Source organism: Bacillus sp. TCT6, from assembly GCF_056033845.1.
This window is the reverse complement of record NZ_JBVYHX010000001.1, coordinates 1227261-1249267: the sequence shown is the minus strand read 5'-3', so window position 1 is coordinate 1249267 and position 22007 is coordinate 1227261. Positions and strand designations below refer to the sequence as shown.

The following is a 22007-nucleotide window of genomic DNA, read 5'->3' as shown; positions in this document are numbered from 1 at the left end:
CTCCCCCTTATTTAACCGTTAATGTTATATTGTCAATTAATCTTACATTTTCAAATTTAACTGCAATAGCTAAAATGATTCGTCCTTCGACTTTCTCTACCATTGTTAATGACGGATATGCATATAAATCCGCATAATCTAAAGTGCCTTTCGTATGCGTCTCAATATACTCTTTCACAAGATTTGTAATGATTTCCGGATTACGTTCACCTGCCTCAATTCTTTCTTTCGCTATACATAGACTGCGGTATAAATGAAGAGCCTCTTCACGTTCATCTTGTGATAGGTACACGTTACGAGAACTTTTCGCTAATCCATCTTCTTCCCTTACAATATCAACTGGTACGATTGTAACTGGAATATTGAAATCAGTTACAAATCCTTCAATTACTGCAACTTGTTGAGCATCTTTCATACCGAAATAAGCACGCGTGGGCAGCGTAATATTAAATAGTTTCATTAGTACAGTTGCAACACCAGCAAAATGACCAGGTCTTTGTTTACCGCATAATACGTCCGTGCGTTTCACAACTTCTACTGTTGTTGTTTGTTCTGATGGATACATTTCTTCTACACTCGGATAAAATAAATAATCTACACCGTTTTCTTTTGCTACATTTTCATCTCTATCAATATCACGAGGATATCGATCTAAATCTTCATTTGGGCCAAATTGCAGCGGGTTTACAAATACACTTAAAACTACAATTTCATTTTCTTCTCTTGCCTTACGTAATAAGGTAGCATGCCCTTCATGTAAATAACCCATCGTTGGAACAAAACCAATACTTTTTCCACTTGCATGCAGTTCGTTTGTAATTTGCTGCATCTCTTGCACTGTAGTTACGATTTTCATTATTGTTTTCCCCCGTATAACGCTAAGCGGTCTTCTTCTTTCATTGTGAACGAATGTTTTTCTTCAGGAAATTGCCTTGTCTTTACTTCAGTAACGTATTGTGAAATCCCGCGCACAATCTCCTCTTGAACAGACGTATATTGCTTCACAAATTTTGGAACACGATTTACGCCATATGAGATAAGATCATGATAAACAAGCACTTGCCCATCTACTTTTTGTCCTGCACCAATCCCGATTGTTGGTATTGTTAGTTGTTCTGAAATAAGTTCTGCTAACTGCATTGGTACACATTCTAACACAAGCGCTATTGCACCAGCTTCTTCACATTTCTTTGCATCTTCTATTAATTTTTTTGCACTCTCCGCATCTTTTCCTTGCACTTTATATCCACCCAACACTCCTACAGATTGAGGTGTTAAACCTAAATGCGCTACAACAGGAATTCCTGCGTTCGTCAAATATTGAATCGTTGATATAACTTCTCCAGCACCTTCTACCTTCAGTGCGTGCGCCCCGCTCTCTTGAACGATGCGGCGTGCATTCATCATCGTTTCTTGTAATGATACGTGATACGACATAAATGGCATATCAGTTACAATAAACGTCTCTTTCGCTCCGCGGCGTACAGCTTTCGTATGATGAATCATATCCTCTACTGTTACAGGTACTGTTGAATCGTATCCGAGTACAACCATTCCAAGAGAATCTCCAACTAAAATCATATCAACTTCAGCTTCTTCTGCTAATTTAGCAGATGGATAATCATACGCCGTTAGCATTGTAATCGGCTCACCTTGCTCTTTCATCTTCAAAAAATCTGTTTTTGTTTTCAAAAACTACTCCTCCTTTATGCAGGAGAGAGGAGATGGCCGAAATCATATAAAAAACCCCTCTGGCCATAAAAGGGCAGAAGGGTTGTGTGTTAGTCGGCATTATTCATCCCTCTGTCCCAGTCCGTTATTGGATCAAGGCAGAATCCAAGTTATTATTTTTCATATTACTTCGAATCATGGTGCAGTTCACTCTGATACTGCCCACATTCGAACTAATTATAGCAAACTACAAAAAGGAATTACTACATTTTTTTGAAAAAATAATTTTTTATTCTTATTACGGTATATGAAATTTAACAAGAGAGTATATATGCTATAAAGTGAAAATTTAATCAGCCCGACAAATAGCGGGATAAAGTTTTTATAGATAATTCAATCTTGAAAAGATACATGTTTTTTCAACGCATGTTAAAAAAATCTAAGTTAATTTCTTCTATAATCAATTGAACTGTATAGTATAACTCTTAAACTAATGATACAGGTTAATTGAGGAAAAGTACTTAACAAAGGAGAATTGCAGATGTCTATGAACAGGTGGTTATTTCGATTCAGCAGTTTGCTTGTAATGATTGTATGGTGGATGTCTTTAGGATCCTTTCATGTATTTTCCTCAGTTAATGTCGTAACACAACCCACCGATTTAACGAACGTGATTGAGGTTGAACTAAATGATGATTACTTTAATCCAAATGTCATCACGATTCCGCTTGAAGGATCTACAGCATTACTATTGAAAAATAAAGGTAAAAACGAGCACACCTTTACAGTGAAAAAACTCGGCATTGACGTCGTAGTCGAGTCAGGAAAAGAAAAGAATATTACCGTGAAACCTAAAAATACTGGTACATATGAATTAATATGTCGATACCATCTTCTTAAAGGAATGGAAGGCAAAGTAATCGTCAAATAACATGCCAGGCCAACTAGACGGAAGATATTTTGAAGTGAACTTTAAATATGAAAAGAATTTATTATCATGTTACAAATTCAACTCAAAAATATTGAAATAAAAAGAAGTTCCAAAAGAGGAACTTCTTTTACTTAATTTCGATATCTGCAGAATGAATATGATGTACTTTCCCCTCATGATCCTCCAGAAGTAATACACCATCCTCTGTGATTCCTTTCGCTAACCCCGTAATCGTCTCTCTCATCGTTCGAGCAGTAATTTCTTTCCCGATGCTCACAGCGTAACTTTCCCAAAGAATTTTAATGACAGAGAAACCATTTTGTAAATACTCTTCATATAATTTTTCTAGTTGTAAATAGATTTGTTGCATAAGTTCTGCACGAACAATCGGCTTACCTGATTCAATCGCTAATGAAGTAGCAATGTGCTGAATTTCTTCATCAAAATGTTCTTGCTTTTGATTCGCATTAATACCGATGCCCATAATGACAGCATTAATTTTATCAGGATCCGCTTGCATTTCTGTTAATATACCTACAGCCTTTTTACCTTGAATTAAAATATCATTTGGCCATTTTATTCCCACGCCTACACCTGTACATTTTTCAATTGCCTGTGCAACACTAACAGCCGCTAACAAAGTAAGTTGCGGTGCATGATGAACTGGAATCGATGGGCGTAAAATAATACTCATCCAAATGCCTGTTCCTTTTGGTGAATGCCATTTTCTGCTTAAACGACCTCTTCCCGCTGTTTGTTCTTCTGCTACAACGATAGTTCCTTCTTCTGCACCTTCATAAGCCAGTTTTGCTGCAATGTGCTGCGTTGATTCAACAGTTTCTTCAAAATACACTGTTCTACCAATTCGCTTCGTTTGTAGCCCTAACTGAATTTCATTAGCAGTCACTTTGTCTGGCTTACTTGCAATTCGGTAACCTAATCGACGCACAGCTTCAAGTTCATATCCCTCACTCCGGAGATCTTCCATATGTTTCCATACAGCAGTTCTTGAACAACCAAGTTTATCACTAATCGTTTGGCCGGATACAAACTCGCCATCCGCTTCAGAAAAAACTTGTAATAACTGCTTTCTTATAGTAGATTGCATCCTTGCAGCCACTCCCTTATACGCTCTTTCTCATTAACTATGTTCCCTTGTACGATTGCTTCCTCGATTTTCTGAAGCATTTCAGCAACCCACGGACCAGGCTTTTTGTTTGCCCAGTTTAATAAATCATTACCAGTCACATTCATTTCTTGACGCTCCTGGATTGGCAATACATGAAACATTGATTGTACTCGTTTAACAGATGTAGGGTCATAGCTTTCAATCATCGCTTCATATACTCTCTCTGCCATTTCAGCGATATGAATTCCCGTTTTATAAAGAAGGACTGTATCCCAACCCCTCTCCTTTCTAGTACGGATTGCCAATAAAACTGCAACAATATCTTTTATTTTTTTATTCGAAAACTTCCATTGACGTAAAAAGACAGATGGATGTTCTTCTCCGATACAATATAAGAAAAATGCCCACGCCTCAATATCCGTTTCGAAAGAATCCCATTTATACCGCGTAGCTGTTAAGAGTCTTTCTTCTGACATTTGTAAATATGGCAAATGAGAAAATAGCTTCGTCTCTACTAATTCTTTGAGACCTTTCACACAATATGTACCAGTTAACATTTTCTCAAACTCTACTGTAATGCGCTCAATTGCTATATGTTCTAGCAAATGCCCATACGTTTCAATCGCTTGCTTCGTTTTCGTTTCTATTGAAAAACCTAACGTGCTTACAAACCGAATACCACGTATCATTCGCAGGGCATCTTCTTGAAAACGATCCGCAGCATTTCCAACTGTCACGATTTCTCTCTGTTGAATGGCTTCCTGTCCAGCGAATAAATCAACCATTTCGCCTTCTTCTGTCATAGCAATTGCATTCATCGTGAAATCACGACGTTTTAAATCCTCTTCTAATGAACGAACAAATTGAACACTACTAGGTCTTCGAAAATCTTCATATTCGCTTTCTGTTCGAAAAGTAGTTACCTCATAAGGCTCACCATTTTCTAAAACAATTACAGTTCCATGCTCAAGACCAACAGGAACATTTCTTGGGAATATAGCCATCACTTCTTCTGGTAAAGCAGATGTCGCAATATCAATATCTCCAATCGGCCTATCGATAATAAGATCTCGTACGCTCCCACCAACAAAGTAAGCCTCATGTCCTTGTTGCTTTAATGTCTCAATAATAGAACTAGCTTTTTTAAATCTTTCCATTTTTGTCATCCCTTAGTACGTCATAGTAAATCGTTTCATATTGTGAAACAATTTTTTCTGAGCGAAATTGCTCATAAACACTTTCTCTTGCTCGTTCTCCCATATTACGATGAAGTTCCTCGTCCTTTAATAGCTGAGTAGCTTGATTTGCCACTCCTGTTGTATCGCCAACTTCATATAAATATCCTGTTTCCCCGTGTTGAATAACCTCTGGAATACCTCCGACCCGTGTTCCGATACAAGGTACACCACACGCCATTGCTTCTAATAAAACAAGACCAAAACTTTCCTTCTCTGATAGAAGCAACATTAAATCACTCATCGCAAGTAGTTCTGCAACATTATCTTGCTTGCCTAGGAATAAAACGCGATCTTCAATATGTAAATTCTTCACTATCTGTAAAATCGTACAGAATTCTGGTCCGTCTCCAACAAGAAGCAACTTCGCATCTACTTCTTTAACAATTTTAGCAAATGCCTGAACAACATCCTGCACACGTTTCACTTTACGGAAATTCGAAATATGAATAAGTACTTTTTCGCTCTCACTTATACCGTATTCTTTCTTTAATTGAGACATATTACGCTTGAAATATACACGTTCGTCTATAAAGTTATATACCGTTTGAATTTCTTTACTTGGTTTTACAAGCTCATGCGTTTCGTTAATTAATGAATGCGAGACAGCAGTTACAACATCCGATTGCTCAATACCAAAACGAATTAAATTATTTAACGAAGGGTCGGAACCTAACACAGTAATATCTGTTCCATGCAAGGTTGTAACAATTTTAATACGCTCTCCGATCATTTGTTTTGCTAAATATGCACAAATCGCATGTGGTATTGCGTAATGCACATGTAAAATGTCTAGATTTTCTCTTTGTGCAACCTCTGCCATTTTACTTGCTAACGCTAAATCGTATGGTGGATATTGAAATACAGAGTATTGGTTTACCGTCACTTCATGAAAATAAATGTTTGGATATACTTTATTTAACCGGAATGGTAAACCCGATGTAATAAAGTGAATTTCATGCCCGCGTTCCGCCAATTGCTTTCCTAATTCTGTTCCAACAACTCCAGAACCACCTACAGAAGGATAACATGTAATACCTATTTTTAATTTCATTTACATCCCCCTAATAAATCAGCATGTAATAAAACCGGTTTCTTACTCATAAATCCCTCGGCATACAAGACTCCAACTTCTTTTCCAAACATCTTCTCACGAGCAATCACCGTTTCAACATATCCTTCTGTTAACGGTGTCTTAACCCCATCACTCCCTGTTGAAAACTGACTTTCATACGATTCTAATGCTTCCACCTTTATAGAGAGGTGCTCACTTATATCTATACAAAAATTCGGTTTATGAAAACCATTAATCATATAATTATAAAAAGACTCCACACGATGTGGTGCAAGTTCCGGCATATATTTACGGATTCCTGCTGAAAAAATAGCCTCTTCCACAAGCTTTGCACAATTTGCATGATCTGGATGGCGATCTTCATAGTACGGCGCAAAAACTAGTTTTGGTTTATATGTACGGATCACCTTGACAATTTCACGTATATACTCTTCTTTCATATACAAACCACGGTCTGGCATCGCTAAATTCAGTCTCGTTTTTACTCCCATTATACGAGCTGCAACCTTTGCTTCTTCTTTTCTCAACTCTATCGTTCCATTTGAAGAAAGATCAGCTTCTGTTAAATCACAAATACCTACTTCATACCCTTGCTTTGTATATTTAGCGATGGTACCAGCCATGCCGATTTCAACATCATCGGCATGAGCACCAAACGCTAATATATGTAATCCACTCATAATTGTTCCCCTCATTTTCTTAACTTACGATAATCTAAATCTCCTCGCTCTAATGCGTGCATTAACATTTCAGCACTTGCCATATTCGTTGCAAGTGGAATCGCATATACATCACATAAACGAAGCAATGCATTCACATCCGGTTCATGCGGCTGTGCTGTTAATGGATCGCGGAAGAAAATCACCATATCTAAATCATTTTTTGCAATCATTGCACCAATTTCTTGATCTCCACCAAGAGGGCCAGATTGATATCTTGTTACAACTAATCCAGTCGCTTCCATAATGCGAAGCCCTGTCGTTCCTGTTGCAAATAATTCATGTTGTTCAAAAATTGGTTTATATGCGTATGCAAACGAAACCATATCATTTTTCTTTTTGTCATGTGCGATTAAGGCAATTTTCATCCGTTGTCTCCCCTTTAGTCGATAATATTTTCTAAACCGTACACAAGATGATCCAGGTTCATTACTGTCTCAATTGATAGTTTTACACCTGACATAAATGATGCACGATTGAATGAATCATGACGAACTGTTAACATTTGTCCATCTCCACCGAACATTACTTCTTGGTGTGCAATAAGCCCTGGCAAACGTACACTATGAATGTGAATACCGTCTACATTTGCACCACGTGCACCTGCTAGTTGCTCTACTTCATTTGGATGACCTTGCTGCTTTGATTCACGATTTTGACGAATTAATTCTACCGTTTTTACAGCTGTACCAGATGGTGCGTCTAATTTTTGATCATGATGTAATTCAATTACCTCAACATCTTGGAAATATTTCGCTGCCATTTGTGAGAATTTCATCATAAGAACTGCACCAATTGCAAAGTTTGGAGCAATAATTGTTCCTACTGCTTTTTCTTTTGCATTCTCTGTTAAACGTGCCAATTCTTCTTCTGTAAATCCAGTTGTACCAATAACAGAACGAAGTCCACGCTCAACTGCAAGTGTAACGTGTTGTTTCCCAACTTCTGGTGTTGTTAAATCTAACAACACGTCTGCTTCTACTTCATCTAAACAAGTATGTAAATCAGCGTAAATCGGTGCATGTAATGCTGGCATGCCAGGTAAATCAGAAATCTTCTCACCACCATGCTTATAATCCACTGCTGCTACTAAATTTAAATGTTCCGTTCTTTCCATAAGAAGGACTGCTTCATGTCCCATACGTCCTCTTGGTCCGGCGATAATTACTTTAATTTCTTTCATTATTCTTTCTCTCCCTCATCAATACGTGTCCAGCGATCTTTATCACGTGTATTAAATTTGTTCATTACAATGTTATGTGCTGTCTCTAAATCAATATTTAAACTATTTGCCATACAAATCATAACAAATAATACATCTCCAAGCTCTTCTTCAATACTATTTTCTTTTTCAGTTGTTTTCTTCGGTTTCTCACCATAATAATGATTTACCTCTCTTGCAAGCTCTCCCATTTCTTCCGTTAAACGAGCCATCATTGCAAGCGGACTGAAATAACCTTCTTTAAACTGACCAATATATGCATCTACTTCTTTCTGCATATCTTTCATCGTTTTTGCTTCCATACTATTCACCTCTAATCCTTCCTCTTTCATGTTAGCCAATTCATCGCGATTTGACAAATATTATTCCCCGCCAAACACCTATTTGCTACCCTTTTTTGGATAGACTATAATAAAGTGAAACTTCTTTTGCGATTTTTGCAAAAGATCAGCCCGAACTAATCGGGTTCCTACGGCTGGTTCGCCTTTCTTCAGAACTTTATCTCCTACAAGCCGTTGGTACGGGGTAAAGTGAAACTTCTTTTATGTGCTTTTCGCAAAAAATCAGCGCACACCAATCGGGTTGCAACTAGAAATTACTTATTATTATGTTTTACTGTTTCAGCGGAGCAATGCAATCATTACATAATTAGGGGGATTTCTATATGACATCAAAATTGAAGATGCGAAATATTATTTTTATTTTAATCGGTTCCGCTATATTTTCTTTCGGTATTGTCAATATCAATATTGAAAACCACCTTGCAGAGGGTGGGTTTACTGGTATTACACTATTATTGTATTTTTTATTTAAGTTTGATCCTTCCTACTCAAACTTAATTTTAAATATCCCTATATTTTTTATTGGTTGGAGGTTACTTGGCAGAACGACATTTTTATATACATTAATCGGCACCTTTAGCGTATCTTTATTTCTATGGATTTTCCAGCGTTACGAAGTGCTAAACTTACATTTAAACTTGCAAAATGATATGACACTCGCAGCTTTATTCGCTGGGGCATTTATAGGTATCGGCCTTGGAATAATATTTAAATATGGCGGGACTACTGGCGGTGTAGATATTATCGCACGACTAGCTCACAAATATGTTGGCTGGAGTATGGGAAAAACAATGTTTATGTTTGATGCTGTCGTTATCGTAGTCTCTATTCTTACCTATTTATCATACCGCGAGGGCATGTATACGCTAGTTGCTGTTTTTATCGGTGCTAAAGTCATTGATTTTATGCAAGAAGGGGCTTATGCTGCAAAAGGAGCGACTATTATCTCAGAGAAAAACGATGAAATTGCTGCCAAAATTTTATCTGAAATGGAGCGCGGAGCAACCTTTTTAAAAGCCGTTGGATCGTATACAAAAGTGGAACGTAACGTATTGTATTGCGTTGTTGCTAAAAATGAAATCGTGAAATTAAAAAATATTATTACGTCTGTAGATCCTCATGCTTTTGTCGCTGTAAGTGATGTACATGATGTAGTTGGTGAAGGATTTACGTTAGATGAAAATAAAAACCCTTTACATAATTAAATGTAACTAGAAAAGCACCTTAGCTTTTCTAGTTTTTTATTACAAGTCTTTTAAGCTTCTCCAAATCCTCATAAATAAGCTCCAATAAACTCCGATTATAAAAAATAGAAGCTGGATGAAAAGTTGGAAAAACATGATATTCATTCTCTGACCATATAAACTCTGCACTTTGCACATCCTTTAATTTTTGAATGGGCTGTTTTAATAATTGCCCATGTACATCTGTGATTTTTTTATTTTTTCCTGTTAAACGTTGAAGACCGATATTTCCAAGCGTGACGATAAGCTTCGGATTTATTTTCTCTAATTCATAATCTAATAAAGGCGCATGGGCAACTATTTCTCCTTGATTTGGCGTTCTATTATACTTTTTTTGTATGATTTCACCATTTCGTTCTTTTTTCTCTCGCCATTTATAAGGTCTACTCCGAACAGCGCTCGTAATATATACTTCTTCCCTTGTAACGTGAATACGCTCTAAAAAACCCATTAATTGTTTTCCCGCCCTCCCGCTAAACGGAATCCCATTATGAATTTCTGTTTCACCAGGCGCTTCTCCTAACAACATAAATTTGGGATTTTCAGGGCCTTGTCCACTTAAAAAACCTTCTAGTTGATAAGGAGCACTACGCTCTTTCACTTGTTTTACTAAATGGTCTGGATATTTCATTTCCCCCCACCGCCTTTCCGCATTACTTCTATTATTTCTATTTGCAATACATTATATAATTCAAGCCACACAACAAAAAAAGACTATCAAAATTGATAGTCTTTAGTCGTCGCTACGCTGCATACCAGTATACATTAATACGAGACGTAATAATTCAAATACCGCTACAGCTGCAGCTGCTACATATGTTAATGCTGCCGCATTTAATACTTTACGAGCTTGGCCATATTCATCTGTTGATACAATACCTAACGCTTCAATTTGTTGCATCGCACGCTTTGACGCATCAAACTCAACTGGTAATGTAACGAGCTGGAACACAACACCTGCTGCCATTAGAATGATACCTAATAACAACAAACCAGACATTTGTGCAAATATACCGATTAGGACGAAAACCCAAGACATATTCGAACCAAAGTTTGCAACTGGCACTAACGAATGACGAACGCGCATAAATTTGTAATCTTTTGCATCTTGAATTGCGTGTCCTACTTCATGTGCTGCAACTGCCGTACCAGCAACTGAATGTCCATAATAGTTATCTGTTGATAATCGAACCGTCTTAGCGGTTGGATCATAATGATCTGATAAATGACCTGGTGTTTCTTCTACAGCTACGTTGTATAATCCATTTTCATCTAAAATTTTTCGAGCCACTTCCGCTCCTGTCATACCTGATGTTGAATAAACTTGTGAATACTTGCTATAGGCACTACGTACTCTTGACTGTGCATACAACGGTATGATCATTATGATCGCGAAGTAAATTAAATAAAACATCATGAACCTCCATTGAAGTTTTAATTATAGTACTTCTCATTCTATTTTCTTCTGCCACTATTGTCAATAAATAAACCTTACAATCCATATCTTTACTTATTACATTATCTATTTTTAGAATGTACATTACTTTTTCTTTTCTCTCTCTCTCCTTTATACTTTCTCCATCCAACATAAGTTAATGTGAATAAAATAAGTCCCCCAGTAATTGTCATAAACCAAATGAGAGAGGGTGCAATTTCATCCTTTTTTACTGTGTGAAATATCTTTTGCAAATCCCCTTTAATAATCCCTAATTGCATTTGGCCGCCTTTCGTTTTTAACATAACGTTACGAAATTCATCCAAATAAGATAAATGAGCATTTACACGCTGTACCTCGTTTTCTGGCAAAGCAATCATTAAGCTTGGATAAATAATATTGAATTCATTTAAAAATGTATTTAACGTTTGTTGAAACTGCCCAACATCTTCTTTTTCCATCGCTTTTTCCATTTGAGAAAAGGCATCCATTACTTTTCTTTCTCTTTCCATCCAAAGCGGTTGATATTTCGATACTTGCGCATCAACAGCAAGTTGTAATGCCAGCACATTATCCATTTTAGCTTGCTTACCTAAACCTTCTTCAAAGAGCGATTGTTGCGCCTTGTCGTAAGCTAAAGAAATAACTCTAACTTGATCTGGTGTTACTTCCTGCTTCTTTTCATTCCCCTTGATTAAAAATTGCTCTGAGAAAAGTTGTAATACTTGTACTGCTTTTTCATCTTCATTACGCTTCACTAACTGTAACGAGTCATCTAACAACCCTGTTAGCTCATTCCACTCTTCAGCATATATACGTAATGGAAACATTATAATTAGAAATGCTATCAATCCAATTAATGTTCTCTTCATCCCGGTCCCCCCTATAACTACTAGTACAAAATATGTTAATTGGGACAAGAATAGAACAGAACTGAACCGAAAAATATATTATCGTTTTACAAAGAAAAAATTCTCTTTAAGCGGAGAATTTTTTCTTTGACATCCTTTTCTTTTTTACGAAATATCTATATAAACTATAACAAAGTATACTACCACCTAAAATGAATAATAAAATAGCACACGCAGCATGCATAAAGAACTCCTCTGGTAGCATTAATATAACTGGATCCGTTTCAATATCAAACATCCAATAATCATTACTGAATAAAAGCTTATGGAATAATACAAAGCTCTTTTCAAAATTAATAGCGATTGGTAACATAAGCGCTATCGGAAAAATGATTGTTAAAATCGATCCGTGCAGTAAAAACTTTTCATTTTTCTTTTTTAATAAATAAATTCCGCCTATCACTGCAATCATAATTGTCGCATACATCACATATTGAATCTTTACTAAAATATTTTTAACATCTACAAAATGAATACGGCCATTTGTAGACATATCTAATGTTGGCAAATGTAATGCTCCGTCATAAAACGGGGATAAATATGTAATAAGCACATCGTAATTTCTTTTAATTTCATCCTTCGTCATATCCGCTAAATCAGGAATATTTAAAAAATCAATTTCAAAATAATACAGCCATTTTCCATACACAACTGCCGTTGTTGCAAGTGCAAAAATAGAAAATGCTATGCTATATGAAACAATTAAAGTAATCAATCGATCCAATATTTTTGTACCACTCTTATTTTTCTCCATGTTCTCCCCCTAAATGTTCTAACCATCATAAAGAAAATTGTTTCCTGTGCTCACGTAAGCAACAATAATATGTAATACATAGTACAGCAACGCTTAACCAAAACGTAAAATAACCAATTTCCTCTACAAACAAATGCATAATTCCATATCGCGGCATTTGCCAAAATAAATAATCAATTGCATCGTTATGCAACGTCCACACACCCGCTACTATAAAATGCCATTTTTTTATACGGTAAAATGGAGCATATAAAACACCTTGCACCGCCATCGCAAAGTGCGAAAGCATTAACATGTAGCCCATAAGGCCAATAGAACCTTTTACGTAAATCATAATCGCATTTACAACAACAGCCCAAATACCATATTTTATTAAAGTAACAATCGCTAGTGCTTCTATTAATCCCCAGTTTCTCTTTGTCAAAAAAGCAATTAAAACAAAGAAAAAAAAGAGACTCGCCATAGGACTATCTGGTACAAACGGCCAAAATATAGGTGACGTTTCTTTCAATTGATTTCCGTACCATATAAACCCGTAAATTGTACCTAATATGTTAACAACCAATAAAAATAATAATACCGAGCGTTGTCTTAACATTGCATACAAGTACACCAATCTGTATGTCCAACACCTTTCAAGCAAAGTAATTCATTCACTAAATCCTACTCTATTATAACAAACTTCATCCAACTAAATATAAAAGCTGACTACAAATTTTGTAGTCAGCTTTTTATTATTTTTTATTATACTTTGCAACGAATTCCGAAAGCTTCTTCAGTTCCTCATCTGTACCTTTAAATACACCTTTAGGCATGGAACCTTTTCCATCTTTCGCAATTTTAGCAATTTCTTCTGGCTTTAAAGTTAAGTTTTGCAGTGCTGGTGCTGCCGCCCCGCCCTGTAAGTTGTCACCATGACATGTTAAACAAGTATTTTTTTGCATTAATTTATAGCCATCATCATTTTTATCAACTGGCGCTGTTTTTACAATTGCTCCTTGTTTCTTTGCAGCTTCCCAGTCGTGGTGTGCTACAGATTCCCAAGTTAAAAAGATAATCGATGCAATTGCTAAAAGCATAAATCCAGTTGCTACAGGACGCTTCAATGGACGTCTTTCTGGACCTCGATCAAGAAATGGAGCTAACAGTAATGCACCAAACGCAATCCCTGGCATAATAAACGCTCCAATTACAGTAAATGAACCGGAAGCATAAGAATACTTTAATAACTGATACAAGAATAAGAAATACCAATCTGGAAGTGGTATATATCCAGCATCTGTTGGATCCGCCATTCTCTCAAGTGGCGACGGATGCGCCACTGTTAAACATAAATAACCGATTAAAAAAACTGCACCAACCATCCATTCTTTTAACAAGAAGTTCGGCCAAAATGCTTCTGTTTTCCCTGGGTATTCAGAATAGTCTTTTGGAATATTTGGTTTCCGAGCTACTGGTACCCGAGAATCTCCTACAAACTTCATCCCTTTGCCGCGATGCATAATCTCCCTCCTTTAGTTCTTTCCCCTTTAATTTAGCAATCTCTTATAGTGGACCGGAAATACCTTGTTTGCGAATCATGATGAAGTGGAAGGCCATTAAACCTAGAAGTGCTGCTGGTAAGAAGAAGACGTGAATAGCAAAGAAGCGAGTTAATGTTTGAGCGCCAACAATTTCGGAATGACCAGCGAGTAATGTTTTAATATAAGGACCAATGAGCGGTGTTTGCTCTGCAATTTGAATCCCTACTTTTGTAGCAAATAAAGCTTTCATATCCCACGGTAATAAATATCCGGTAAAACCAAGACCTAACATAACAAAGAAAATAAGAACACCAACAATCCAATTTAACTCACGGGGCTTTTTATACGCACCTTGGAAGAAAACTCTGAGTGTATGTAAAAACATCATTACAATTACGAGACTAGCACCCCAGTGGTGCATACCACGAACAATTTGCCCATAAGCAACTTCATTTTGTAAATAGTAAACGGATTCCCAAGCATTTTTAATATCAGGCACATAATACATCGTCAAAAACATTCCAGATAAAATTTGAATTACAGTAACGAAAAAGGTAAGTCCTCCAAAGCAATAGACGAATGCAGAAAAGTGATGTGCCGGGTTTACATGTTCAGGTACTTCATGATCAGCGATATCACGCCATATTGGTGTAATATCTAATCTTTCATCTACCCAATCATAAATTTTATTTAACATCTACTTTGCACCCCCTCTTGGCTTTGCTTTTCCTAGATACAGCGTTCCATCTTTCACTTTAGACTCGTACACATCAAGCGGAGCAAGGGGTGGCGTACCCTTAATGTTCATCCCATCTTTTGTATAACGCCCCCCGTGACATGGGCAAAAGAATTGATTCGGATGTGCTTTGTCCGAATTCCAGTTAACTGTACATCCTAAATGTTTACATACTGGAGAGAACGCAACAATGTCTCCGCTTTCATCTTTATGAACCCAAGCCGATTTTGGTTCTTCAGACTTGTACCAACCATCAACCTGCTTCACTTTAAAATCGAAACGCTTCGGCTCTGTTGTAATATCCTTTACTTGCGCAACAGCAACCATATCTGTTCCGGCTTCTTTTCTTAACACCGGATCAAGCGCAAATCGCGTCATCGGCATTAAAATACCGGCAGCCATAAAGCCTCCTACCCCTGTGAGTGTGTAATTTAAAAATTGTCTTCTTGACACGCGATGTTCTTTCTCGCTCACGAAAATTTCCCCCCTCTATCAGAAATTGTCCCCTCGTGATAAATTATATAAAAAATAAAAACTAGGACACTATCATGATATAATACGCTCATGCACAGGTCAATATCATACTACTCATAATAATAAGAACTTTCTGTTTATTGCGAGTTTCCCCACTTCTCTTCCAACATCACCATTATATTTTTTATATGTGCATGAATAACTTCTCTCTTTGCTTGATCACTAAATTGTTCTAATGCTAATGAAGGAAACCAAAATAAATCTCCCTGTAACTCTTGTATATCCTCTTTCCATGAAAAATCACTTGTAACATAAGCAATATGCTTAAAACCTTCTCTTCGTAAATGATTTGTCCATTCTTGCAAACGACCTTTTTCATTCTTTTGACTTTCTACTAAATACGTAAAAGCAGGCAGTAAAAGCACTCTTCCTTTATACTCTCTTTCCAATTCCATACTCAACAATTCGATAAATTCACCTTGTTCTACAACCATTTTTATTTCTTTCGCTGCCGAAATTGATAAAAGCGGTATTACTCCTGTATCAACATACTCTCTTGCTTGCTCAAACTGTTCCACATCTTTTACAATCCATTTCAAATTTCTTCCCCCCTTCATTTACAAATGACAGAACTTTCACTTTATATATATTAAACCATACTAAAAGAGGTAAAAAAAGAAAAACTACCCAATATAGGTAGTTTTTCTTGATAAAAGTCTGAAATTTGTAAAAATATTAATCCAAATACATTCTATAAAGTTTTTAACTCTGCCGTTAATCTATGAAACGCTTCCTTATCTTGCTTATCTAACGCTTCATCAATTTGTTTCAAAAGGCGTTCTCTTCTAAACGAAAATACACTTTCTTCCAAAAACCTTTCTGCAAGTAAACGATCTTTTTCATTTACTTCAATATGCTTTGGTAGATATGGGTTTTCTTCTAATACAGCTACATAATTCGCATTTTGAAACGATGATTTAAAGTTGAGTTGAATATAAATATCCTCATCTCGATTTAAACGAATATCATGAAACGATTTTTCAGCATCTGTTGTCATAACATTTTGTTTAAAAAAGTGAAACGGTGTGTCTTTCACACAATTCGCTGACATCACTAAGCCACGCGGACAATATTTTGCATGCTCTACGAAGTGGACTTTATGCATCAATTGGTCGTGACTCATTAAATAATTCAGAATCCATACACATTCACGCTGTTTCAGTTGGTAATTATTCAAAAACCATTTTACAAAATCCTTCTTCTCGTTTACAGAAACAGGGGTATTCATAGCAATTAAGTCCCTCCTCTGTCTTTCTCTTTTCTTTTTAGATTCAAGAAGCGGCATTCAGTTTCCTTCCAACTTATGAAAAATCCTCTAAATTATATAACAACTCTTCAATATGAATTTGTGTCGGGTCTAGTTGTAATAACTGGGTAAATACTTCTTTCGCCTCTTTTCGCTTTCCTTCTTCCAATAAGAAATAACCGTATTCTTCTAAGAAGTCTGGATGATTCTTAAAAGAAGTATATGCACTTTCATAGTGTTTTAATGCATCCGAATACATTTCTAATTGTTTTTTTGCATACGCAAGGTCCCAAAGTAGTTGTGTATCTGGTTCTCCACTATCAATAGCACGCTCTACAATTGCAATTAAATCTTCGTACTTTTCTTGTTCTTTTAAGATATACGCATATTTTAATGTTGCGCCTAAATGCCCTGGATCTAACTCAAGTGCTTTTTGAAGAACTTCCTCTGCTTCTACTATTTTTCCTAATTTCGCCGCAATGTTCGCTAACTCTACATAAAACGGAACTGAAAGCTCATCTACTTTAATTCCTTCATGAAGCGTTTCATAGCTTTCTTGAAGCATTCCTTCTTTTTCATAGCTTTTCGCTAAATACATGTACAGTGATGCGTACTCAGGGTCTAATTCTTTTAGTTCTTGCCAAGCACCGATTGCTCTCTGATATTCTTCACCTTGGTATAATGTGAAGGCATATCCAAATAATGAGTGAATATCTTTTTGTTCCTCTAGGCCTGCTTCATAATAAGAAATCGCCTCTTCCCAGTTTCCAATCGCACTTAACGTTTCTGCAAGACGAAGTGCGATTACAACACCACCCATTACTTTATGTTCCGCTAATAGCGATTCATAATAAGTAATTGCCTTTTGTTCTTCACCTTTACTACTATATAATTCTGCTAACCCAAACGTAATAACAGGTTCATCAGGCATCATTTCTTTCGCCTTTAATAGTTTTTGCTCTGCTACATCATCAAAACCTTGCATTTGGAATAAATCTGCAACAAGTAATAAAGATTGAACATATAAATCGTCATTTTCTGGAATATCATGAAGTACTTCAATCGCTTCATCTTCTTTATCTAGATCAATATATAATTCTGCTAAAAATACAGTGAATTCACTTTCTTCCGGATACAGTAAACGTAAGTCTTCAGTAATCGCTAATGCCTCATCTGTAAATCCAAGTGTATGATAGTAACGAGCGATATCATACTTCTCTTCATCATTTGCAATTTTTAATTGTTCTTTTAATAATTGTAATCCTTTTTCCGCTTCACCATTTTCAATATATGAAACAACTTGTTCAAACTTTTGCATAAACGTCTCCTTTAATTCTAAAAAATATTCTCTTCTGTTCATTTACCCCGCTATTAACGGGCAGTAAGACCCCCACCTCAAAATTCAGCTAAGGCAAAGAAGTTAGTTTGGGGATCAACTGCCCGTAAAAGCCCGATTGGTTCAACTAATAATCAGCGGGGGATAAACATCCCCCCACTGATTAAAGTTTCACTTTATCATAAGCAACTCACTGTTAGAACGCAACCTTTAGAATGAGCATGCTTCTTCTTATACTTCTTCTTACAGAGTAGGTAATTGTTCAAAAGGTTCGGATATGACACCGATACCTTATCATCATCTTCTATTGTACCGCTTTCTTTTATGACCGTGCAAATAACTTCTCTCACTAATTATCAAGCCATACAAACCGTGATTTACAGAACAACTTAATTACCAGTCTTCAACCTTTATTTTTAATACGATAAAAAAGGCTCCTATAATAGGAGCCTTCACAATCTCTTAAGAATATGTTTCTTCTTTCTGTACTTGCTCATTTACAAGCTCTTTCAGCAACTCTATAATTTCATCATTTTCTTCTTTCAAACCGACAGTAATACGAATACCATCATCGATACCAAATGCAGCACCAGAACGAACGATATATCCTTTTTTCATTAATCGTTCGAAAGCTTCATTACCCGGTATACCAAGTTTTAAGAAAATGAAATTTGTTTGAGATGGATAATAGAATACGTTATATTCTTTACAAAATGCATAATACTGATTTAGACCTTCAGCATTCTTTTTCACACAATCTTGTAAAAAGGCTTGATCTTCTAATGCAGCGAGTGCTACAGATTGCGCTACAGTTGATGTATTGAATGGTAACCTTGCTACTTCTAGCTGTCCGATTAACTTCGCATCCCCAATCGCATATCCAATACGAAAAGCAGCTAAACCATATGCTTTTGAAAACGTGCGTAAAACCATAAGATTTTCATACTTTTCAAGAAGTGGTAATGTTTGCGGATAGTCTTCTGCTTCCGCGTATTCATAATATGCTTCGTCCATAATAACGAGAGCCGACTTAGGAACCGATTCTAAAAATGAAAGTAATTTTTGTTTCTCAACATATGTACCTGTCGGATTATTCGGATTACAAATCCATACAATTTTCGTTTTATCATCTACTTGCTCTAGCATTGCATCTAAATCGTGAATACCATCTTTAAGTGATACTTCACGAACTTCTGCTCCTTCAATAACAGCATGGTGATGATATTGTGAAAACGTAGGATTCGCCATTACAACGTTTGTTCCTTCATGTAGTAACGCTCGGCTAATCATTTGAATGACTTCATCTAATCCACTACCAAATAGTAGTTGTTCTGCTTTTACACCTAAATGTTCCGCTACTTTTGTCCGAAGTTCAAAGGCATATCCATCTGGATAAAGGGCATATTGGCTCGCTAAAGAAGTTAATGCTTCTGTCACACGCGCTGAGCAACCGAATGGATTTTCGTTCGATGCTAATTTCACAATTTTCGATAATCCATATTCCCTTTTTACTTCTTCAATGTTTTTCCCAGGTACATACGCTCTCAAAGTTAACAATTGCTCTTTCACTCTCATTTTTCTTCCCCCAGTCATTTCATTCAATTTGATTACAATACAGTTATAGCCCCTTACTGTAATCTTTTATCATAACCGTCACTATTACGAGAATACCTCTAAATGAGCACTTCACAACACTTCGCTATCATTTTAAACCATATCTTTTTGAAATGCCTCTAACGCAATATGAACAGTCTCATCTGAAATAGATACGACATTCACTACCCCATATTCCTGCATAAGCACCATATGAATTGCTCCTGCATTTGCTTTCTTATCTTGTTTCATCAATTGAACGAGGCGCTCTACATTCAAATCTCTTGGCATTTTTGGATAGCCGTATTTCAAGAACCACTGCTTCATATCTTCATAAGCAAGATTAACCTTGTACACTTGCTCACTTAAAAATATGGCGAATAACATTCCAACCGCTACGCCGTCACCGTGAGTAATATTTCCATACCCTAGCTCTTTTTCAAGAGCATGTCCTAACGTATGTCCAAAGTTCAAATGGGCACGTACACCCTTCTCTGTTTCATCTTGTGATACAACATTTGCCTTTACAGGAATCGCCTTCGTTAATATATGGATTAACTTCTCATCACGAAGATCCGCTAATGTTTGCACTTCTTCTTTTAACCAATGATATAGCTCCACATCACCAATAAGAGCATGCTTTATCACCTCTGCATAACCTGAACGCCACTCTTTTTTAGGAAGAGACTGTAAAAACGGTGTATGATATACAACTGCTTCTGGCTGATGGAATGCACCAATCATATTTTTACCTAACGGATGATTAATCGCTACTTTCCCACCTACTGCGCTATCGTGCGCTAATAAAGTCGTCGGAACCTGCACAAAGCGAATACCACGCATAAACGATGCAGCAACAAAACCAGCTAAATCTCCAATCATTCCGCCTCCCAGTGCAAGAATTAAAGAATTTCTATCTAATTTATTTTCAAGAGCTGACGTATGAGCCGCATAGAAATTTTCGAAAGACTTCTCTTTTTCGCCACTTGGTACAACAAACGAAAACACGTCCTGCTCCACTTGTAATGCATCGATAACTGTCTGTAAATGTAGTGATGCAACAGCTTCATCTGAAATGATCATTACGTTAGATACAGCTGGCTGCATATTTTGAACGATCATTGTTAAGTGTGACAACGCTTCTTTACCAACATGTACATCATATTCTTTTGATTTCGTTTGAATATGTATGTTTCCCATTAAAATCCCCTCGCATATTCATTATGTTTCTCAATATTTTCACGAATCAGTTCCATACGATCTAATCCGAATTGTTCTATTAAAGCTGTTGCTAATTCCCAAGCCACAACCGCTTCTGCAACGACACTAGCTGCTGGTACTGCACAACTATCTGAACGTTCAATGCTCGCTGTAAAAGGCTCTTTCGTATCAATATCTACACTTTGAAGAGGTTTATAAAGTGTAGGTATCGGTTTCATCACACCGCGCACAACAATTGGCATTCCAGTCGTCATACCACCTTCCAATCCACCTGCATTATTTGTTCTTTTTGTATATCCATGCTCCTCATTCCATAGAATTTCATCATGAACTTCACTTCCCGGTCTATGCGCTGCTTCAAAACCAATTCCAATCTCGACACCTTTAAAAGCATTAATACTCATAATTGCAGCTGCTAATTTCGCATCCAGTTTTCGATCATAATGCACGTAGCTACCTACTCCAATTGGCATTCCTTCCACAATTACTTCAACGATTCCACCAATTGAATCACCATTTGCTTTCGCATCATCAATCGCTTTCATCATTTGGTTACCAGCTTCGTCATCTAAGCAACGTACAGGAGATGCTTCTGTAATACTCTTTAATTCTTCAATTGAACTATACGTAACCTCCTTAGCTTGTACACCGCCAATTTCAATTACATGGCCCGCCACTTTAATACCAAGTTCTGCTAACACCTTTTTAGCAACCGCACCAGCAGCAACACGCACCGTCGTTTCGCGCGCTGACGAACGTTCCAGTACATTCCTCATATCTCTATGACCATATTTAATTGCACCATTTAAATCAGCATGCCCAGGCCTTGGTTTTGTCACTTTCCTTTTCATCTCTTTTTCTTCTTGTTTCGTTAAAGGTTCTGCACCCATAACTTTTATCCAATGGGCAAAATCACGATTTTCAACAACGAGTGCAATAGGGGAACCTAATGTTTCTCCATGTCTAACACCACTTAAAATTTGCACTTGATCCGTTTCAATTTGCATGCGTCTACCACGCCCATACCCCTTTTGCCTTCTAGCTAACTCTTCGTTTATATCATCCGCTACTAAAGACAATCCTGCTGGAACACCCTCTATAATTGTTGTAAGTTGCGGACCATGAGATTCACCAGCTGTAATATATCGCAT

The 22007-nt window shown here is 36.7% G+C and carries 25 protein-coding genes; 2 read left to right on the top strand and 23 right to left on the bottom strand.

What is annotated here, in order from left to right; translation table 11 throughout:
- Positions 1 to 7: 7 nt before the first annotated feature.
- Both panC and panB read right to left on the bottom strand, forming a co-directional pair.
- Positions 8 to 856 carry a pantoate--beta-alanine ligase gene (gene panC, locus AC0ONG_RS06390; protein WP_000707007.1) on the bottom strand — a complete coding sequence of 283 codons (849 nt, stop codon included), beginning with the start codon at positions 854 to 856 and terminating at the stop codon, positions 8 to 10.
- Entirely contained in the window at positions 856 to 1692 is an 837-nt protein-coding gene (panB, locus tag AC0ONG_RS06385) for a 3-methyl-2-oxobutanoate hydroxymethyltransferase (RefSeq protein ID WP_000851105.1), read from the bottom strand. The genes panC and panB overlap by 1 nt, the downstream gene beginning before the upstream one ends.
- Positions 1693 to 2212: 520 nt before the next feature.
- On the opposite strand from panB, the gene AC0ONG_RS06380 reads away from it, so the two are divergent.
- Complete coding sequence (locus AC0ONG_RS06380; RefSeq protein ID WP_000062383.1) at positions 2213 to 2602, top strand: cupredoxin domain-containing protein; 390 nt, start codon at positions 2213 to 2215, stop codon at positions 2600 to 2602.
- Between the two features lie 127 nt (positions 2603 to 2729).
- Here AC0ONG_RS06380 and AC0ONG_RS06375 read toward each other — a convergent pair whose 3' ends face one another.
- Genes AC0ONG_RS06375 through AC0ONG_RS06345 form a run of 7 tightly spaced genes read right to left on the bottom strand, consistent with a single transcriptional unit; the run spans position 2730 to position 8284 of the window.
- On the bottom strand, positions 2730 to 3710 hold the full coding sequence (locus AC0ONG_RS06375) for a biotin--[acetyl-CoA-carboxylase] ligase (protein WP_001192058.1): 981 nt from the start codon (positions 3708 to 3710) through the stop codon (positions 2730 to 2732).
- Positions 3695 to 4888 (bottom strand): CCA tRNA nucleotidyltransferase, encoded by a 1194-nt coding sequence (locus AC0ONG_RS06370; protein WP_000439310.1) that lies wholly within the window; start codon positions 4886 to 4888, stop codon positions 3695 to 3697. The genes AC0ONG_RS06375 and AC0ONG_RS06370 overlap by 16 nt, the downstream gene beginning before the upstream one ends.
- Positions 4875 to 6020: an N-acetyl-alpha-D-glucosaminyl L-malate synthase BshA gene (gene bshA, locus AC0ONG_RS06365; RefSeq protein WP_000768307.1), complete on the bottom strand. Its 1146-nt coding sequence runs from the start codon at positions 6018 to 6020 to the stop codon at positions 4875 to 4877. Before bshA ends, AC0ONG_RS06370 begins: the two co-directional genes overlap by 14 nt.
- Positions 6017 to 6721: a bacillithiol biosynthesis deacetylase BshB1 gene (bshB1, locus tag AC0ONG_RS06360; protein ID WP_000015671.1), complete on the bottom strand. Its 705-nt coding sequence runs from the start codon at positions 6719 to 6721 to the stop codon at positions 6017 to 6019. Before bshB1 ends, bshA begins: the two co-directional genes overlap by 4 nt.
- An 11-nt stretch (positions 6722 to 6732) precedes the next feature.
- A complete protein-coding gene (mgsA, locus tag AC0ONG_RS06355) occupies positions 6733 to 7128 on the bottom strand; it encodes a methylglyoxal synthase (RefSeq protein WP_000684765.1) in 396 nt (131 codons plus the stop codon).
- A 14-nt stretch (positions 7129 to 7142) separates the two neighbouring features.
- Positions 7143 to 7943 (bottom strand): dihydrodipicolinate reductase, encoded by an 801-nt coding sequence (gene dapB / locus AC0ONG_RS06350; protein ID WP_000658818.1) that lies wholly within the window; start codon positions 7941 to 7943, stop codon positions 7143 to 7145.
- Positions 7943 to 8284, bottom strand: coding sequence for a nucleotide pyrophosphohydrolase (locus AC0ONG_RS06345; protein WP_014894810.1), 342 nt, complete (start codon positions 8282 to 8284; stop codon positions 7943 to 7945). Before AC0ONG_RS06345 ends, dapB begins: the two co-directional genes overlap by 1 nt.
- A 362-nt stretch (positions 8285 to 8646) precedes the next feature.
- Between AC0ONG_RS06345 and AC0ONG_RS06340 the strand changes: the two genes are divergently transcribed.
- Positions 8647 to 9528 carry a YitT family protein gene (locus AC0ONG_RS06340; protein ID WP_000202121.1) on the top strand — a complete coding sequence of 294 codons (882 nt, stop codon included), beginning with the start codon at positions 8647 to 8649 and terminating at the stop codon, positions 9526 to 9528.
- Positions 9529 to 9556: 28 nt separating this feature from the next.
- Here AC0ONG_RS06340 and AC0ONG_RS06335 read toward each other — a convergent pair whose 3' ends face one another.
- The 14 genes from AC0ONG_RS06335 to aroC all read right to left on the bottom strand — a co-directional run bounded on the left by AC0ONG_RS06335 (position 9557) and on the right by aroC (position 22007).
- Complete coding sequence (locus tag AC0ONG_RS06335; protein WP_000876854.1) at positions 9557 to 10198, bottom strand: uracil-DNA glycosylase; 642 nt, start codon at positions 10196 to 10198, stop codon at positions 9557 to 9559.
- Positions 10199 to 10300: 102 nt separating this feature from the next.
- On the bottom strand, positions 10301 to 10984 hold the full coding sequence (locus AC0ONG_RS06330; RefSeq protein ID WP_003258828.1) for a zinc metallopeptidase: 684 nt from the start codon (positions 10982 to 10984) through the stop codon (positions 10301 to 10303).
- 101 nt (positions 10985 to 11085) lie between these two features.
- Positions 11086 to 11874: a sporulation protein YpjB gene (gene ypjB, locus AC0ONG_RS06325; RefSeq protein WP_000831587.1), complete on the bottom strand. Its 789-nt coding sequence runs from the start codon at positions 11872 to 11874 to the stop codon at positions 11086 to 11088.
- Between the two features lie 106 nt (positions 11875 to 11980).
- Positions 11981 to 12667, bottom strand: a complete 687-nt coding sequence (gene lit, locus AC0ONG_RS06320) for a lipoprotein intramolecular transacylase Lit (protein WP_000414366.1) — start codon at positions 12665 to 12667, stop codon at positions 11981 to 11983.
- Between the two features lie 25 nt (positions 12668 to 12692).
- Complete coding sequence (gene lhaT / locus AC0ONG_RS06315) at positions 12693 to 13283, bottom strand: lipoprotein heptaprenylglyceryl N-acetyltransferase LhaT (RefSeq protein ID WP_000262822.1); 591 nt, start codon at positions 13281 to 13283, stop codon at positions 12693 to 12695.
- Positions 13284 to 13401: 118 nt separating this feature from the next.
- On the bottom strand, positions 13402 to 14169 hold the full coding sequence (gene qcrC / locus AC0ONG_RS06310) for a menaquinol-cytochrome c reductase cytochrome b/c subunit (RefSeq protein ID WP_000554601.1): 768 nt from the start codon (positions 14167 to 14169) through the stop codon (positions 13402 to 13404).
- A gap of 43 nt (positions 14170 to 14212) precedes the next feature.
- On the bottom strand, positions 14213 to 14887 hold the full coding sequence (gene qcrB / locus AC0ONG_RS06305; RefSeq protein WP_000932700.1) for a menaquinol-cytochrome c reductase cytochrome b subunit: 675 nt from the start codon (positions 14885 to 14887) through the stop codon (positions 14213 to 14215).
- Positions 14888 to 15400, bottom strand: a complete 513-nt coding sequence (qcrA, locus tag AC0ONG_RS06300; RefSeq protein ID WP_001290420.1) for a menaquinol-cytochrome c reductase iron-sulfur subunit — start codon at positions 15398 to 15400, stop codon at positions 14888 to 14890.
- Between the two features lie 137 nt (positions 15401 to 15537).
- Positions 15538 to 16017 (bottom strand): YpiF family protein, encoded by a 480-nt coding sequence (locus tag AC0ONG_RS06295; RefSeq protein WP_003258820.1) that lies wholly within the window; start codon positions 16015 to 16017, stop codon positions 15538 to 15540.
- Positions 16018 to 16151: 134 nt separating this feature from the next.
- Positions 16152 to 16688: a ReoY family proteolytic degradation factor gene (locus tag AC0ONG_RS06290; protein ID WP_001095925.1), complete on the bottom strand. Its 537-nt coding sequence runs from the start codon at positions 16686 to 16688 to the stop codon at positions 16152 to 16154.
- A gap of 73 nt (positions 16689 to 16761) precedes the next feature.
- Entirely contained in the window at positions 16762 to 18024 is a 1263-nt protein-coding gene (locus AC0ONG_RS06285) for a tetratricopeptide repeat protein (protein WP_001168695.1), read from the bottom strand.
- A 480-nt stretch (positions 18025 to 18504) separates the two neighbouring features.
- Positions 18505 to 19617: a histidinol-phosphate transaminase gene (hisC, locus tag AC0ONG_RS06280; RefSeq protein ID WP_001264022.1), complete on the bottom strand. Its 1113-nt coding sequence runs from the start codon at positions 19615 to 19617 to the stop codon at positions 18505 to 18507.
- A 132-nt stretch (positions 19618 to 19749) separates the two neighbouring features.
- A complete protein-coding gene (gene aroB / locus AC0ONG_RS06275) occupies positions 19750 to 20835 on the bottom strand; it encodes a 3-dehydroquinate synthase (protein ID WP_000526805.1) in 1086 nt (361 codons plus the stop codon).
- Positions 20835 to 22007, bottom strand: a complete 1173-nt coding sequence (gene aroC, locus AC0ONG_RS06270; RefSeq protein ID WP_001269378.1) for a chorismate synthase — start codon at positions 22005 to 22007, stop codon at positions 20835 to 20837. Before aroC ends, aroB begins: the two co-directional genes overlap by 1 nt.